This is a genomic window from Kytococcus sp. Marseille-QA3725, assembly GCF_054950055.1.
In genome coordinates, this window is sequence record NZ_JBUCLA010000002.1 from 157,780 (window position 1) to 172,390 (window position 14,611).

Sequence of the window (14,611 nt, forward strand, 5' to 3'; positions counted from 1 at the left end):
TCAGCCCTTCGACACGAGCGAACGGGCGAAGAACGCGACGTTCGCCGGCCGCTCGGCCAGGCGGCGCATGAAGTACCCGTACCAGTCCGGGCCGTTCGGCAGGTACACGCGCAGGCGGTGGCCCTCCTCGACCAGGCGCGTCTCCTCCTGCGGCCGGATGCCGTAGAGCATCTGGTACTCCCACGAGGCCGTGGAGCGGCCGGCGGTGTCCGCGAGGAAGCCCGCGATGTCGATCATGTTCGGGTCGTGGGTGGCGATCATCGGGTAGCCCTGCCCGTTCATGAGGATCTTGGCGCACTCCACGTAGTTGAGGTCGACCTCGTGGTCGTCCTGGAACGCCACGGACTCGGGCTCGGCGTAGGCGCCCTTGCACAGCCGCACCCGGCTGCCCTCGCCCGCGAGGTCCCGGCAGTCGCCCTGCGTGCGCCGCAGGTAGGCCTGCAGCACCGCGCCCGTGCCCGGGAAGTCCTGCCGCAGCTCGCGCAGGATACCCAGGGTCGAGTCGGTGGTGGTGTGGTCCTCCATGTCCAGGCTCACCGTGGTGCCGGCGTTCGCGGCGGCCCGGGCGATCTCGCGGGCGTTCTCCAGCGCCACCTTCTCGCCGTCCCGGCCCAGGAACTGGCCCAGGGCGCTCAGCTTCAGCGAGAACTCGACCTGGCCGTCCAGCGTCAGCCCGGCGTCGCCCAGCCGCTGGATGAACTGCAGGTAGGCCTCCTTGGTGGCCGTCGCCTGCTGGAGGTCGGTGACGTCCTCACCGAGGTGGTCCAGCGTGACGGTCCGCCCGCCGGCGACGAGCTCCTCGCAGTCGCGCACGGCATCGTCGACCCCCTCCCCCGGGACGTAGCGCGAGACGACCCGGCGGGTCACGGGCATCCCCACCATCGCGTCACGGACGGCGGTCTGGCGGCTCATGGCCAGCAGCGCGTCCCGCATCAGGGCCGAGGGGTCGATCAGGGTCACGGTGCACCTTCTCCTTCGTCGGTCTGGAGGGGCTGATTCTGCTCCTCCTCCCCGCCGGACGCGAGTCCCCTTCGCGCATCGAGCTTCCGGGCGATCCCCGCGGGGTCGCTCTCGACCGGCAGCTCACCGACCAGCAGCCGGCGGCACTCCGTCCCCAGGATCTCGGTCAGGCGGGCGTCGGACAGCCCGTCCATCATCGGCATCCGCAGCGTGCTGGCGCAGGTGAGCGCGCCCAGCAGCACCGTCGCGGCGAGGGTGGCCCGCAGCTCCGGCTCGTCGGGGCTCAGGCGGTGGGCGATCGGCAGCAGGAAGGCGTCCAGGACGAAGCCGCGCATGAAGTCGCTCTCGGCCTCCTGGGAGTTCGCCGCCGCCACCGTGCCGGCCATGCGCCGGGCGGTGAGCTCGTCACCCCACAGGTCCAGGACGAACGCCACGATCGTGTGGCCGCAGTTCTCGGTGGTGAGCGAGCCGATCAGCTCCTCCACCCGGTCCGGATCGAGCACCGGCCGCATCGCGTGCTCGAACAGCTCGGCCTTGGAGTCGAAGTAGTAGGTCACCAGGGCCGGGTCCACCCCCGCCTCGCGGGCCACCATCCGCAGCGAGACCGCCTCGTAGCCGTGCTCCCCGAACAGATCGGTGGCGGCGGCCCGGATGTCTGCGCGGGTGTCGGACCCCGACGGACGCGGTCCTCGCCGCACTGCCTTGTTCATGGACTCTTCCCCTCCCGTCCCGCGGGACGTGCTGGTCGGCCCGGACGGCGCCGACGCGCTGTGGCCCCTCTCCGGGACGTCTCACCCACCATCCTAGTGGCTCGGACACGGGGGCCGGCGCGGTCAGCCGGCGTGCTCGCGGGCGAACGCGAGCGACCGGCGCAGGCTCTCGCGACGCTTCTCCTCGTCCTGCCCGCGCGTCCCCACCTCGACCACGATCGACCCGGTGAAGCCGATCTCCCCGAGCATCCCCAGCACCTCCGAGCAGGGCTGGGTGCCGTCCCCGGGCACCAGGTGCTCGTCCTTCAGCGAGCCCGACCCGTCGGCGAGGTGCACGTGGCTGAGGGTGGGACCGGCCGCCCGCGCCATCGCCACGGCGTCGGAGTGGGCGGTCGCGGTGTGCGAGAGGTCCAGGGTCACGTGCTCGTACCGGTGGTGCGTCGGGTCCCAGCCCGGCAGGTACATCGGCACCTTGCCCCGGCCCCGGCCCCGGGCACGCGCCACGGGTACATGTTCTCCACGGCGATCTGCACGTCCGTGCGCGCCTGGCGCTCCGCGACGCCCTCGACGAAGGCCCGCCCGTAGCCGCGCTGCCAGGCGAAGGGCGGGTGCGCGACGACCGTCGGGCACCCGAGCTCCTCGGCGAGCTCCACGGAGCGATCGATCTGGTCCCATCCGGTGCCCCACACGTGCTGCAGGAAGAACAGCGTGGGGGCGTGCACCGACAGGATCGGCTGGCCGTGTGCCTCGGACAGCTGGCGCAGGGCCGCCGCGTCCCGGCTCAGCCGCTCGCCCCAGACCATCACCTCGACACCGTCGTAGCCGAGCTCCTCGGCCATCGCGAAGGTGTAGGCGGTCTTCTGCGGGAAGCAGCTCGAGGCGGAGAGCCCCACCGGCCAGCGCGTCACGAGAGCTCCAGCAGGCCGGTCGTGTCCAGGTGGTCGAGGAACTGCAGCAGGACGCCCTCACGGAGCGCCCACGGGCAGATCTCCAGGGACTCGATGCCGAGCAGGTCCATCGCCCCCTCGGCCACCAGCGCACCGGCCAGGATCTGCGGCGCGCGGTTCTGGTTGACCCCCGGCAGGTTCGCCCGCTGGGAGACGGGCATGGCGGTCAGCCGCTCCACCCAGTCCTTGAGGGCGTCCCGCTCCAGCACCCGCCGGACGAAGGGACCCTCACCGCTGGGGGCCGCGCCCTGCAGCCGGGCCAGGCTGCGCATGGTCTTGCTGGTGCCCACCACCTTGTGGGGGGTGCGGACGGTCAGGTCCGGCACCACCTCGCCAATGCTGGTGCGGATGTGCCGCCGGAGTCGCTTCACGTCCTCGGCGTCGACGACCTCCCCCGGCACGTGGCGCGTGAGTCGCCCGGCACCCAGGGGCAGGCTCACCGCGACCGAAGGGTCCTCGTCCCGCCCCACGGCGAGCTCCAGCGAGCCACCGCCGATGTCCACCATCATGAGGTGGCCGGAGGACCAGCCGCACCAGCGGCGGGCCGCGAGGAAGGTCAGCCGCGCCTCCTCCTCCCCGGAGAGCACCTGCAGGTCGACGCCGCTGACCTCGCGGACGCAGGCCAGGACCTCCTCGGTGTTCCGGGCGTCGCGGATGGCGGAGGTCGCGAACCCGAGCACCTTCGCGGCACCGAGCTCGGCGGCGTGGTCGAGGCAGTCGACCGCGAACCGGGCGAGGGTCTCGGCCCCGTCCTCGTCGATGTCACCGTCCTCGGTGAGGTGCTCGGCCAGGCGCAGCTCGTGCTTGAAGGACGAGGCCGGGATGGGGTGAGCCCCGGGGCGGGCGTCGACGATGAGCAGGTGGACGGTGTTCGAACCGACGTCGATGACTCCCAGGCGCATGACCACAAGAATACGGGCCGCTCACCACCCCTTCCGGCCGACGAGCGTGTCGGCGCCCGGGTCTACGGTGCCCCCCGTGGCAGCGAAGAGTGGTGGCAACAGGTCACGGGAGTCCTACCGGTGCAGCGAGTGCGGTTGGACGACCGTCAAGTGGATAGGCCGGTGCAAGGAGTGCCAGGCCTGGGGGACGCTCGTCGAGGTGGGTGGTCGACCGGCGGGCCGCACCGCTCCGGCGAGCAGCGTGCGCGAGCCGGCCCGCCCCATCCACGAGGTCGACCTCACGGCCTCGGAGCACCGCCCGACCGGCGTCGAGGAGCTCGATCGCGTCCTCGGGGGCGGCCTCGTGCCCGGGGGTGTCGTGCTCGTCGCCGGTGACCCGGGGATCGGCAAGTCCACGCTGCTGCTCGAGGCGACCGCGAGGGTGGCCGCCGGCGGGGGCACCGCCCTCTACGTCAGCGGGGAGGAGTCCGCCGCGCAGGTGCGTCTGCGGGCCGAGCGGATCGGCGCGGTGCACCCGGACCTGTACCTGGCCTCGGAGACCGACCTGGGCGCGGTGCTCACCCAAATCGACCAGGTGGAGCCGGACCTCGTGGTGGTCGACTCGGTGCAGACCGTCGCCTCTGCGGAGGTCGACGGCGCCGCCGGCAACGTCTCCCAGGTCCGCGAGGTGGCGGCCTCGGTGACCCGGCTGGCCAAGGAGCGCGACATCGCCACCCTGCTGGTGGGGCACGTGACCAAGGAAGGGAACATCGCAGGCCCCCGCGTGCTGGAGCACCTGGTGGACGTGGTCGTGACCTTCGAGGGCGAGCGCCACTCGCGCCTGCGGCTCATCCGGGCGATGAAGAACCGCTTCGGCCCCACCGACGAGGTCGGCTGCTTCGACCTCGACGAGGGCGGCATCACCGGTCTGCCGGACCCGAGCGGCCTGTTCGTCTCCCGGCACGCGACCCCCGTGCCCGGCACCTGCGTGACCGTGACCCTGGAGGGGCGGCGGCCGCTGGTGGCCGAGGTGCAGGCCCTCACCGTCTCCACGCAGGCCCCCAGCCCGCGACGCACCACCAGCGGCGTGGACTCCTCCCGGGTGGCGATGACGGTGGCCGTGCTCAACCGTCACGCCGGGGTGCCGGTGGCGACCCACGACGTCTACGTCTCGACCGTCGGCGGGGTCCGGCTGTCCGAGCCCAGCACGGACCTCGCCGTCGCGCTCTCGCTGGCCAGCTCCCTGGCCGACCAGCCGCTGCCGGACGCGCTCGTCGCCGTCGGCGAGGTCGGGCTGGCCGGTGACCTGCGCAACGCCCCCGGCACGGCCCGACGGCTGCAGGAGGCCTCCCGCATCGGCTTCGACAAGGCCGTCGTGCCGGCAGGCGCCCTCAGGGAGCAGGCACCGCCCCCCGACATGCGGGTGTTCGAGGCCGACACCCTGGAGCGTGCGGTGCACGCAGTGCTGCCCCGCTGACCCGGGCCCCGCGCGGGGCCCGGGTCAGCGGGGCAGCGTGGTGCAGCCGGAGGAGCTCAGCGGAAGTCGCCGACGACACCGCCGTGGGCGTCGACCTCGTCGACGTCCACGTGCTCACGGCGCACGGTCTCGGTCACCTCGTGCGGCACGGTGACGACCCGCTTGACCACGCGGACCTCCTCGTAGGGCACCGTCTCCAGCGTCACCACGGGACGCTGGCGGTGCAGGGTGAACACCTGCACCTCCTCCTCGCGGGCGTCGGCGGTGACGTCCCGGGCCTCAAGGTCGGCTCCTTCCACGACCGTCCCCGACGGGGCGCTGCCGGCGTCCACGGGCACGGTCTCGACCTCGCCCTCCTCGACCTCGATGACCTCGCGCTGCACCTCGACCTCCACGTTCACGGTCTCGGTGATCACCCGCTTGCGGACGCGCGTGATGCGGCGGTCCACCTGCTGCACGGCGGCGTTGAGGCGCTCCTCGTGGCGCACCATGGAGGTGCGGTCGCTTGCTCGGCTGTCCATGGGTGGTTCTCCTCGCTGCGGTCGGCGGTTCCTCACCATCGTCTCGTACGTCCGGGCACGGGACCACTTCGCGGCGTGCCCGGAGGGACCCGGATGCTTAGACTCACCCCGTGCAGACGGCGAACGAGGCAGTGAACACGGTCCTTGCCCTGCTCGCGCCCGGGACCGAGCTGCGCGACGGCCTGGAGCGCATCGTCCGGGGGCGCACCGGAGCCCTCATCGTGCTGGGCAACGACCGCATCATCGACGACCTCTCGACCGGCGGCTTCGAGCTGAACGTCGACTTCTCCGCCACCCGCATGCGGGAGCTGGCGAAGATGGACGGCGCCATCGTGCTCTCCAACGACCTGACGCGCATCGTGCGGGCGGCCGCCCAGCTGGCCCCGGACCCGGCCGTCGAGACGCGGGAGTCCGGCACCCGGCACCGCACCGCCGAGCGGGTGGCTCGGCAGACCGGCGTCCCGGTGGTGAGCGTCTCGGCCTCGATGGCGATGATCGCCCTCTGGATGGGCGACCAGCGGATCGTGCTGGAGGAGGTCAGTGCCATCCAGTCGCGGGCCAACCAGGCCCTGCAGACCCTGGAGCGCTACAAGTCGCGCCTGGACGAGGTCGCGAGCACGCTCTCGGCGCTGGAGATCGAGGACCTGGTGACGGTCCGCGACGTGGCTGCCGTCGCCCAGCGACTGGAGATGGTGCACCGCATCCGGGAGGAGATCTCCCACTACGTCCTCACCCTCGGTGACGACGGCCGGCTGGTGGACCTGCAGCTCTCCGAGCTGACCGCCGGGCTCGGCAACGACCGGGAGCTGCTCGTCCGGGACTACGCCCCCGCCCACGCCCCGGCCAGCGAGGAGGACATCGTCCAGGGCGTGCTGGAGCAGGTCTCCGGGCTGTCCACCACCGAGCTGCTGGACCTGGGCGCCGTGGCCGCCGCGATGGGCCACCCCGCCACCAGCGACACCCTGGAGCGTGCCGTCTCGCCGTGGGGCTACCGGCTGCTCTCGCAGGTCCCGCGCCTTCCCCCGGCCATCGTGGAGCGCGTGGTGCTGCACTTCGACGGGCTGCAGCACCTGCTCGGCGCGAGCTTCGACGACCTGCACGAGATCGAGGGCATCGGTGAGATCCGCGCCCGGGCCATCCGCGAGGGGTTGAGCCGCATGGCCGAGACGAGCCTGCTCGATCGCTACGTCTGAGGTGGGCGCCGTGTCCACCCCGCACGGGGACGACGCCGGTTCGGTGACCCGTCGCGCGCGGTCCGCCACCGTGGCCCCCGAGCTCGTGGCCGCTGGAAGGGCCCTGCGATCGCCGCTGGAGGACTGGTTCGCCCGCACCGCCCGGGACCTGCCGTGGCGCGAGGACTCCTGCTCGGCCTGGGGCGTGCTGGTCTCCGAGGTGATGCTGCAGCAGACCCCGGTGGTGCGCGTGCTGCCGGTCTGGACCGAGTGGATGGAGCGCTGGCCCGAGCCGGCGGACCTCGCTGCGGCCGGGGTCGGCGAAGCGGTCCGGGCCTGGGGTCGGCTGGGCTACCCGCGCCGTGCCCGCCGCCTGGTGGAGGCGGCCACCGCGATCCGGGACGCCCACGGCGGCCTCGTCCCGGACGACGAGGAGACGCTGCGCGCGCTGCCCGGCATCGGCGAGTACACCGCTGCGGCAGTGGCCTCGTTCGCGTTCGGCCGGCGGGCCGTGGTCGTGGACACGAACGTGCGGCGGGTGGAGGCCCGGGCGGTGTCGGGGCGCGCGCTGCCGGCGCCCTCCTACTCCGCGGCCGAGCGTCGCCTGGCGACGGCGCTGCTGCCGGAGGACGGCGCAGAGAGCGTGACCTGGAACGCGGCCACCATGGAGCTCGGTGCGCTCGTGTGCACCGCGCGGAGCCCCTCCTGCGGAGAGTGCCCGCTGGTCGACCGGTGCGCCTGGGTGGCCGCCGGCTCTCCCCCGGACGACGGGCCGCCCCGTCGCGGCCAGAAGTGGGCCGGCACGGACCGACAGGTGCGCGGCCGCATCGTGCAGCACCTGCGCGAGCAGGCGCCCGGCGCGCGGGCGCCCCGGGAGGACCTCGACGCGCTCTGGGTCAGCGACCCGGTCCAGCTGGACCGGTGCCTGCGGGCACTGCTCGCCGACGGCCTGGTCGAGGGCGACGACTCCGAGGGCTACGCGCTGCCCGGGCAGTAGCTCCCGAGGCTGCGTCCGGCACCCCGAGGGGCTACCCCCGCCGCCCCGCCGACCTCCCGGCGCATCGCGATCTCCGGGCCGATCGCCTCGACCACCCGCTGGCCGGTGGGCTCGAAGCCCAGCCGGGCGTAGGCACGCTGCGCACGGAGGTTGTCCTCGTGGACCCAGAGGTCCAGCCGCGGGACCCCCTGTGCCGCGGTCCAGTCCGCCGCGGCCCCGACGAGCCGGCCGAGCAGCCCCCGCCCGCGGTGGTCAGGGTCGATCCAGACCCCGAGCAGCATCCCCCGGTCCCCGTCGATCTCACCGCCACCGAACTCCGGCTCCCCCGCCCGCTGCAGGCGGACGGTGAGCGTGGCCACCCACTCCGTCCCGTCGGTGGCCACGAACTGCCGCGCCTCGGGCTCCGCGGGATCGGGGCCATGGACCCGGGCGGCCTCCTGCCAGTCCTCCGGGGAGAGCGCCAGCGCCTCGTCGTGGCGCTGGAAGAAGGCACCCTCGGCGGCGGGGTCCTGCAGGGCCCGCAACCGGACGTCCCACACCCGTCGCCACTCGTGGGCGTGGATGCCGCGCACCTCGAGCCCGTGGGCCCCCGGGTCGCTCTGCCGTCCGCCGTGCCGTCCACCGTGCATGGGCGCATCCTCGCACCGGCGAGAACACAGATCCGCGGCCACGTCCCAGAAACACGCCCCACGAGGCAGGTTTCTGGAACGTAGCCGCGGATCTGCGCCGCCGAGGCCGCGCCGTGACGACCGGCCCACCCCACCGCCGGCATCGGCGCCGGGCGAGCCGCTGCGCCGGGGTCAGCTGCCGGGCGGCCCGATGAGGAGGAGACCGGTGAAGACGATCGCGACGACCGCCACCGCCACCACGACGGCGAGCACCGGGTTGCGCAGCGCCCAGGCGAGCAGACGCTCCGGGGCGCTGGCACCCGGCTCGTCCTGCAGGCGCCAGCGGTCGGCCAGCAGGCCCTTGCGCTCGGCCCAGCGCTCGTACGGGATGGTCGCGAAGGGCACCACCGCCGCGGCCAGACCGAGGAGCATCCGCCCCACGCCCCAGCGGCCGTCCACGGCCACCGCGACCACCGTCACGCAGAAGAGCAGGAACACGAAGCCGTGGATCCCACCCCCGATCCGGACACCGAGCTCGGTGGTGCGGGTGACGTACTTGAGGAACATCCCGGTCAGCAGGAGGGCCCAGGTGATGGCCTCGGCGAGGGCGAGGACGCGGTGGAGACTGCGGGGCGACATGGGCCAAGGCTAGGTCAGCCGCACCGCGGCGGACGGGACCGGGGCCGGACACGTGCAGGGCCCCCACCCGGTCGTCCACCGGATGGGGGCCCTGCACGTCCCGCTCAGCGGCCGGCGTGGCTCACTCGCCGACCATGGCGCGGTCGGCGTCACCGGTGAGCTCGTCCACCGCCTTGGCGTCCGGGTGGCGTCGCGAGCTGAAGGTGAAGCCCTTCGGCCCCGGCTGCCCCGTGGACCCGCTGACGCCCGGGTTGATCGGCCCGACCGGCGCCTCGGACTCCTCCTCCGCAGCCGGCGGCTGGTCCACGTCCACCTCGATGACGTCCCCGGCGGTGAACTCACCGAACAGGATCTTCTCGGAGATGACGTCCTCGATGTCGCGCTGGATCGCACGGCGAAGCGGACGGGCACCCAGCACCGGGTCGTAGCCGCGCTTGGCCAGCAGCTCCTTGGCGTCCTGCGTGAGCTCGATGGACATGTCCTTGTCCGCCAGGCGCTCGTCCAGACGGCCGACCATGAGGTCCACGATCTGCACGATCTCGTCCTGCTTGAGCTGCGGGAACACGACCGTGTCATCCACGCGGTTGAGGAACTCCGGGCGGAAGTGCTGCTTGAGCTCGTCGGAGACCTTCGCCTTGAGCCGGTCGTAGTCGGTACCGGTGTCGGCGTTGGCCGAGAAGCCCAGCGAGACACCCTTGGCGATGTCCCGGGCACCCAGGTTGGTGGTCATGATGATGATCGTGTTCTTGAAGTCCACCGTGCGGCCCTGCGAGTCGGTCAGACGACCGTCCTCGAGGATCTGCAGGAGGCTGTTGAAGATGTCCGGGTGGGCCTTCTCCACCTCGTCGAAGAGCACGACGCTGAACGGCTTGCGGCGCACCTTCTCGGTGAGCTGCCCGCCCTCGTCGTAGCCGACGTAGCCGGGGGGCGAGCCGAACATGCGGCTGACGGTGTGCTTCTCGCCGAACTCGGACATGTCGAGCTGGATGAGCGACTCCTCGTCCCCGAACAGGAACTCGGCCAGCGCCTTGGCCAGCTCGGTCTTCCCGACACCCGTGGGGCCGGCGAAGATGAACGAGCCACCGGGACGGCGCGGGTCCTTCAGACCGGCCCGGGTGCGGCGGATGGCCTGCGACAGCGCGTGGATGGCGTCGTCCATGCCGACGATCCGCTTGTGCAGCTCGTCCTCCATGTTGAGCAGACGGCTCGACTCCTCCTCGGAGATCCGGAAGACCGGGATGCCCGTGGTGGCCGCCAGCACCTCGGCGATGACGTCCTCGTCCACCACCGCGGCGGTGTCCTGGTCGCCCTCCTTCCAGGCCTTCTCCCGCTCCGCGCGCTCGGACAGCAGGGTCTGCTCGTCGTCGCGCAGCGAGGCGGCCTTCTCGAAGTCCTGGCCGTCGATGGCCGACTCCTTCTCCCGGCGCACCGAGGAGATCTTCTCGTCGATCTCGCGCAGGTCCGGCGGAGCGGTCATCCGCTGGATGCGCAACCGGGCCCCGGCCTCGTCGATGAGGTCGATCGCCTTGTCCGGCAGGTACCGGTCGTTGATGTACCGGTCGGCCATGTTCACCGCGGCGGCCAGCGCCCCGTCGGTGATCGAGACGCGGTGGTGCGCCTCGTAGCGGTCGCGCAGGCCCTTGAGGATCTCGATGGCGTGGGCCAGCGACGGCTCGTCCACCTGGATCGGCTGGAAGCGGCGCTCCAGCGCGGCGTCCTTCTCGATGTGCTTGCGGTACTCCTCGAGCGTCGTCGCACCGATCGTCTGCAGCTCGCCGCGGGCCAGCATCGGCTTGAGGATGTTCGCCGCGTCGATCGCGCCCTCGGCGGCACCCGCACCCACCAGGGTGTGGATCTCGTCGATGAACAGGATGATGTCGCCGCGGGTCTTGATCTCCTTGAGCACCTTCTTGAGGCGCTCCTCGAAGTCACCGCGGTAGCGGGAACCGGCCACCAGCGAGCCGAGGTCGAGGGTGTAGACGTGCTTGTCCTTGAGCGTCTCCGGCACGGTGCCGGCCACGATGTCGGCGGCCAGTCCCTCGACGACGGCCGTCTTGCCGACACCGGGCTCACCGATGAGCACCGGGTTGTTCTTGGTGCGGCGGCTGAGCACCTGCATCACGCGCTCGATCTCGGAGTCGCGCCCGATGACGGGGTCCAGGTCGCCGTCGCGGGCGGCCTGCGTGAGGTTGCGGCCGAACTGGTCGAGCACCAGCGAGCCGGCCGGGGTGCCCTCGCCCTGACCGGAGGAGGCGCCGACGCCCGCGGCCTGCGGCTCGCCCTGGCCCCCCTGGTAGCCGGAGAGCAGCTCCAGCACCTGCTGCCGCACGGTGGTCAGGTCGGCCCCCAGCTTCACGAGCACCTGCGCGGCGACGCCCTCGCCCTCGCGGATCAGGCCCAGCAGGATGTGCTCGGTGCCGATGTACTGGTGCCCCATCTGAAGGCCCTCGCGCAGCGAGAGCTCCAGCACCTTCTTGGCCCGCGGGCTGAAGGAGATGTGGCCGGAGGGGGCCTGCTTGCCCTGGCCGATGACCTCCTGCACCTCCTGGCGCACGGCGTCCAGGGAGATGCCGAGGTTCTCCAGGGCCTTGGCGGCGACGCCCTCGCCCTCGTGGATGAGCCCCAGCAGGATGTGCTCGGTGCCGAGGTAGTTGTGGTTGAGCATGCGCGCCTCGTCCTGGGCCAGGACGACGACGCGCCGGGCGCGGTCGGTGAACCGTTCGAACATCTCAGCTCCTTGCCTCGCGGATCCCCAAGGCTAGGCACGAGAGCCCGCTCGGCGGAGGGCGTGGACACGCCATCCGCCCCGTGCGCGCTGTGCAGCCCGTCTCGGGGGACGTTCTGCCTCGCTCAACAGCGCGGTTCCGCAGGGTGTTCCGGCACAGGGCCGATCCCCGTTCGCTGTGCGCGAACCGCTGCTCAGGCGCCCCCCGCCGGGATCTGCAACCCACCGAGCGCCCCCACGGCACGCCCCACCCAGTCCGTCAGCTGCTCGGACACGCGAGCGGCCACCTCGGGCCCGCGGCGGTAGGGGTCGTCCACGGACTCGGACCGGGAGGACGGCAGCCGCAGCCCGGAGACCGCCTCCACCAGCTCGGGTCCGGCGGGCAGCGGCCCCCGGGCGGCCAGCTCGTCCACCAAGCGGACGAAGTGGCCGAGGGTGTGGGTGCGGCGCGTGAGCCCGGGCACCTCCTCGACGACGTAGGCCTTGTGGCGCCGCTCCATGGTCAGCACGAGATCGGTCTCCCGGAGGATGCCGAGAGCCACCTGGCGGGCCTCGAAGCCCTCGGGGTCGCCGCCGCGCTGCCGGAGCTCGTGGGCCATGTCGGCATCCATCGGGTGGCCGACCAGCGCCATCGTGCCGGCCGAGGCGAAGCGCAGCCCGGCGGGCGCGACGTGCCGGGACCAGCGCTCGGCGAAGGTGGACCGGCAGATGTTGCCGGTGCAGACGAAGAGGATGTTCACGCGGGGCTCCGGTGCTGCGAGGTCGACGGGGGCATTCGGAGTCTAGGCCGGGCGTGCTGAGTGTCACGATCGGATCGGGGCGCGGAGCCGAGGACTCAGGGCCACAGGACGCTACAGTGACGGAACTGCACCCTGTGGGGTGCAGTGTGCTCACATCCTCATCACCGACGGAGAACGTCTTGACGCTCGACGACATCCTGCGACTCTCCCGCCGACACATCATCACCCTCCTCCTCAGCACCCTGGCCGGGCTCGCGCTGGCGGCGGGCTGGGTGGCGATGCAGACGCCGGTCTACACCGCGACCGCCACCGGCGTCGTCCAGGCCTCCTCCGGTGGCGGAACGGTCGGCGAGTCCCTGTCGGGCAACTCGCTCGCCATCACCAAGGGCACGACCTACGTCACCTACTTCAACTCCAAGCCGGTGGCCGAGAAGGTCATCAAGGAGCTCGACCTCGACACCACGCCCAGCGAGCTGGGCGACCGGATCGAGGCGACGGTCGAGGAGGAGACCCCGAACATCACCGTCACCGCCGAGGGCGGCAGCCCCGAGGAGGCGAAGGAGCTCGCCGACGCGGTCGTGAACCAGACGTCCGAGTACGTGCGCGAGCTCGAGACGAAGAACCTGTCCGACACCGGTGTGACGCAGGGACCCTCCGGTGAGGAGGAGGGCAAGGACGAGGAGCGCACGCCGGCCACGAGCATCATGCCGCTGGCCAGCGCCCAGCTGCCCTCCAGCCCGTCGGAGCCGAAGCCTGCCCGCGCCCTGGCCCTCGGCGGCCTGGCCGGCCTGGCCCTCGGCTACGTCCTCGCGTGGTTCCGTCACCGCCAGGACACCCGCATCCGCACCCAGGACGACATCTCCGAGGCCGCCAAGGGCTCCCCGACGCTGGGTCTCATCCCGGCCAACGAGGCCCTCGCGTCGCCCGAGCGCGCTGTGCGCGACTCCGGCGAGATGGACTTCACCACCCGCGAGGCGCTGCGCCAGTTCCGCACCAACCTGCGCTTCGTCAACGTCGACCAGGCCCCGAGGTCAATCGTGGTCACCTCGGCACGCATGGGTGAGGGCAAGTCGACCATCTCGTCGAACCTGTCCTACCTGTTGGCCGAGGGCGGCGAACGCGTCATCCTGGTGGACGCCGACCTGCGCCGTCCGGCCTTGGCCGGCATCTTCGACATCGACTCGTCGGTGGGACTGACCCAGGTGCTCGCCGGGTCGGCCGACCTCGCCGACGCGGCGCAGCCGACCAGCCACCCGAACCTCATGGTCCTGCCGGCCGGCACCATCCCGCCGAACCCGTCGGAGCTGCTGGGCTCGCAGCGCATGCGCGATCTCATCGCCACGCTGACCAAGACGCACCGCGTCATCCTGGACGCCCCGCCGCTGCTGCCGGTGACGGACGCCGCGCTGCTGACCACGAGCACCGACGGTGCCGTGATGGTCGTGGCCGCCAACGACACCCGCAAGGAGCACGTCGAACGTGCCGCCGCGAACCTGCGGAACGTCAACGCCCGCCTGCTGGGTGCGGTCATCAACCGCGCGTCGGTGAGCCGCCTCAACCGCCTGCTCTACGGCGAGGGCTACGGCTACGGGTCCTACGGCTACGGCTACGGCAACCAGTACGGCTACGGCGACGACAAGAAGAGCAGGAAGCGTCGCAAGAAGCGCAGGAAGAAGTGAGCGCGACCCCCTGAGGGGACACGAAGGAGGGCCACCGGGAGAAGTTCTCCCGGTGGCCCTCCTTCGTGCGCGGGGACGTGCGCCCTCAGGCGTGCGCCTTGGCGTAGGCCTCCTCGAGGTCGGCCGACAGACGGCCGCGGTCGCTGACCTCCCAGCCGTTGGCGCGGCCCCACTCGCGGATGGCCGCGATCTCGCGCTTGCGCGCGGCACCCGTGGTGGACGAGCCGGCCGAGGAACGGCGGGACGTGCCGCTGCGACGCCCGCCGGAGCGACGCGCGTGCGCCACCCAGTCCGCGAGGTCGTCACGCAGCTTGGCCGCGTTCTCCGCGTTGAGATCGATCTCGTAGCTCACCCCCTCGAGGGAGAAGGTGACCGTCTCGGTGGCCTCGCCCCCGTCCAGGTCGTCCTCGAGGATGGTCACGTGTCGCTGCACCATGCGCCCTGCCTTTCGTCGCCTCGCGTCCTTGATGGTTTCTGTCGGGACATTCCACCCCAGAAAGGCCGGGTCACGCAACACGAAAAGGGGACAGGAAAACCCGGTGATTACTCACCGGG

At 72.1% G+C, this 14,611-nt stretch carries 15 protein-coding genes; 4 read left to right on the forward strand and 11 right to left on the reverse strand.

What is annotated here, in order from left to right; genetic code table 11:
• The 5 genes from ACY8FT_RS08760 to ACY8FT_RS08780 form a co-directional block, all read right to left on the reverse strand.
• Positions 1 to 960, reverse strand: coding sequence for a proline dehydrogenase family protein (locus ACY8FT_RS08760; RefSeq protein ID WP_462418546.1), 960 nt, complete (start codon positions 958 to 960; stop codon positions 1 to 3).
• Positions 957 to 1,670, reverse strand: a complete 714-nt coding sequence (locus ACY8FT_RS08765) for a TetR/AcrR family transcriptional regulator (RefSeq protein WP_462418547.1) — start codon at positions 1,668 to 1,670, stop codon at positions 957 to 959. The genes ACY8FT_RS08760 and ACY8FT_RS08765 overlap by 4 nt, the downstream gene beginning before the upstream one ends.
• Positions 1,671 to 1,793: 123 nt before the next feature.
• Positions 1,794 to 2,090 carry a sugar phosphate isomerase/epimerase family protein gene (locus tag ACY8FT_RS08770; RefSeq protein ID WP_462418548.1) on the reverse strand — a complete coding sequence of 99 codons (297 nt, stop codon included), beginning with the start codon at positions 2,088 to 2,090 and terminating at the stop codon, positions 1,794 to 1,796.
• A complete protein-coding gene (locus ACY8FT_RS08775; RefSeq protein WP_462418549.1) occupies positions 2,087 to 2,578 on the reverse strand; it encodes a sugar phosphate isomerase/epimerase family protein in 492 nt (163 codons plus the stop codon). Before ACY8FT_RS08775 ends, ACY8FT_RS08770 begins: the two co-directional genes overlap by 4 nt.
• Entirely contained in the window at positions 2,575 to 3,519 is a 945-nt protein-coding gene (locus ACY8FT_RS08780) for a Ppx/GppA family phosphatase (protein WP_462418550.1), read from the reverse strand. The genes ACY8FT_RS08775 and ACY8FT_RS08780 overlap by 4 nt, the downstream gene beginning before the upstream one ends.
• 76 nt (positions 3,520 to 3,595) lie before the next feature.
• On the opposite strand from ACY8FT_RS08780, the gene radA reads away from it, so the two are divergent.
• Positions 3,596 to 4,975, forward strand: coding sequence for a DNA repair protein RadA (gene radA / locus ACY8FT_RS08785; protein ID WP_462418551.1), 1,380 nt, complete (start codon positions 3,596 to 3,598; stop codon positions 4,973 to 4,975).
• A 56-nt stretch (positions 4,976 to 5,031) separates the two neighbouring features.
• Here radA and ACY8FT_RS08790 read toward each other — a convergent pair whose 3' ends face one another.
• On the reverse strand, positions 5,032 to 5,496 hold the full coding sequence (locus tag ACY8FT_RS08790) for a DUF2382 domain-containing protein (protein WP_462418552.1): 465 nt from the start codon (positions 5,494 to 5,496) through the stop codon (positions 5,032 to 5,034).
• Positions 5,497 to 5,606: 110 nt separating this feature from the next.
• On the opposite strand from ACY8FT_RS08790, the gene disA reads away from it, so the two are divergent.
• Both disA and ACY8FT_RS08800 read left to right on the forward strand, forming a co-directional pair.
• Positions 5,607 to 6,689 (forward strand): DNA integrity scanning diadenylate cyclase DisA, encoded by a 1,083-nt coding sequence (disA, locus tag ACY8FT_RS08795; protein WP_462418553.1) that lies wholly within the window; start codon positions 5,607 to 5,609, stop codon positions 6,687 to 6,689.
• Positions 6,690 to 6,759: 70 nt separating this feature from the next.
• The gene (locus ACY8FT_RS08800) at positions 6,760 to 7,665 is read left to right on the forward strand and encodes an HhH-GPD family protein (RefSeq protein WP_462419084.1); all 906 of its coding nucleotides are present in this window, start codon (positions 6,760 to 6,762) and stop codon (positions 7,663 to 7,665) included.
• On the opposite strand, the gene ACY8FT_RS08805 is transcribed toward ACY8FT_RS08800, so the two are convergent.
• The 4 genes from ACY8FT_RS08805 to ACY8FT_RS08820 all read right to left on the reverse strand — a co-directional run bounded on the left by ACY8FT_RS08805 (position 7,644) and on the right by ACY8FT_RS08820 (position 12,377).
• Positions 7,644 to 8,294 carry a GNAT family N-acetyltransferase gene (locus ACY8FT_RS08805; RefSeq protein ID WP_462418554.1) on the reverse strand — a complete coding sequence of 217 codons (651 nt, stop codon included), beginning with the start codon at positions 8,292 to 8,294 and terminating at the stop codon, positions 7,644 to 7,646. The two genes, ACY8FT_RS08800 and ACY8FT_RS08805, sit on opposite strands and share 22 nt — an antisense overlap.
• A 171-nt stretch (positions 8,295 to 8,465) precedes the next feature.
• A complete protein-coding gene (locus ACY8FT_RS08810; RefSeq protein ID WP_462418555.1) occupies positions 8,466 to 8,912 on the reverse strand; it encodes a DUF3817 domain-containing protein in 447 nt (148 codons plus the stop codon).
• Between the two features lie 121 nt (positions 8,913 to 9,033).
• Positions 9,034 to 11,640, reverse strand: a complete 2,607-nt coding sequence (locus ACY8FT_RS08815) for an ATP-dependent Clp protease ATP-binding subunit (protein WP_462418556.1) — start codon at positions 11,638 to 11,640, stop codon at positions 9,034 to 9,036.
• A 191-nt stretch (positions 11,641 to 11,831) separates the two neighbouring features.
• Entirely contained in the window at positions 11,832 to 12,377 is a 546-nt protein-coding gene (locus ACY8FT_RS08820) for an arsenate-mycothiol transferase ArsC (RefSeq protein WP_462418557.1), read from the reverse strand.
• 179 nt (positions 12,378 to 12,556) lie between these two features.
• Here ACY8FT_RS08820 and ACY8FT_RS08825 point away from each other — a divergent pair, with 179 nt between their 5' ends.
• The gene (locus ACY8FT_RS08825; protein ID WP_462418558.1) at positions 12,557 to 14,056 is read left to right on the forward strand and encodes a tyrosine-protein kinase domain-containing protein; all 1,500 of its coding nucleotides are present in this window, start codon (positions 12,557 to 12,559) and stop codon (positions 14,054 to 14,056) included.
• An 85-nt stretch (positions 14,057 to 14,141) separates the two neighbouring features.
• On the opposite strand, the gene ACY8FT_RS08830 is transcribed toward ACY8FT_RS08825, so the two are convergent.
• Positions 14,142 to 14,492 carry a histone-like nucleoid-structuring protein Lsr2 gene (locus ACY8FT_RS08830; RefSeq protein WP_462418559.1) on the reverse strand — a complete coding sequence of 117 codons (351 nt, stop codon included), beginning with the start codon at positions 14,490 to 14,492 and terminating at the stop codon, positions 14,142 to 14,144.
• Positions 14,493 to 14,611 lie beyond the last annotated feature (119 nt).

Excerpts from the sequence above, each read along its gene's own strand:
- ACY8FT_RS08815 (WP_462418556.1), bottom strand. The coding sequence starts at position 11,640 with ATGTTCGAACGGTTCACCGACCGCGCCCGGCGCGTCGTCGTCCTGGCC.
- ACY8FT_RS08810 (WP_462418555.1), bottom strand. The coding sequence starts at position 8,912 with ATGTCGCCCCGCAGTCTCCACCGCGTCCTCGCCCTCGCCGAGGCCATC.
- ACY8FT_RS08830 (WP_462418559.1), bottom strand. The coding sequence starts at position 14,492 with ATGGTGCAGCGACACGTGACCATCCTCGAGGACGACCTGGACGGGGGC.
- ACY8FT_RS08805 (WP_462418554.1), bottom strand. The coding sequence starts at position 8,294 with ATGCACGGTGGACGGCACGGCGGACGGCAGAGCGACCCGGGGGCCCAC.
- ACY8FT_RS08780 (WP_462418550.1), bottom strand. The coding sequence starts at position 3,519 with ATGCGCCTGGGAGTCATCGACGTCGGTTCGAACACCGTCCACCTGCTC.
- ACY8FT_RS08790 (WP_462418552.1), bottom strand. The coding sequence starts at position 5,496 with ATGGACAGCCGAGCAAGCGACCGCACCTCCATGGTGCGCCACGAGGAG.
- ACY8FT_RS08765 (WP_462418547.1), bottom strand. The coding sequence starts at position 1,670 with ATGAACAAGGCAGTGCGGCGAGGACCGCGTCCGTCGGGGTCCGACACC.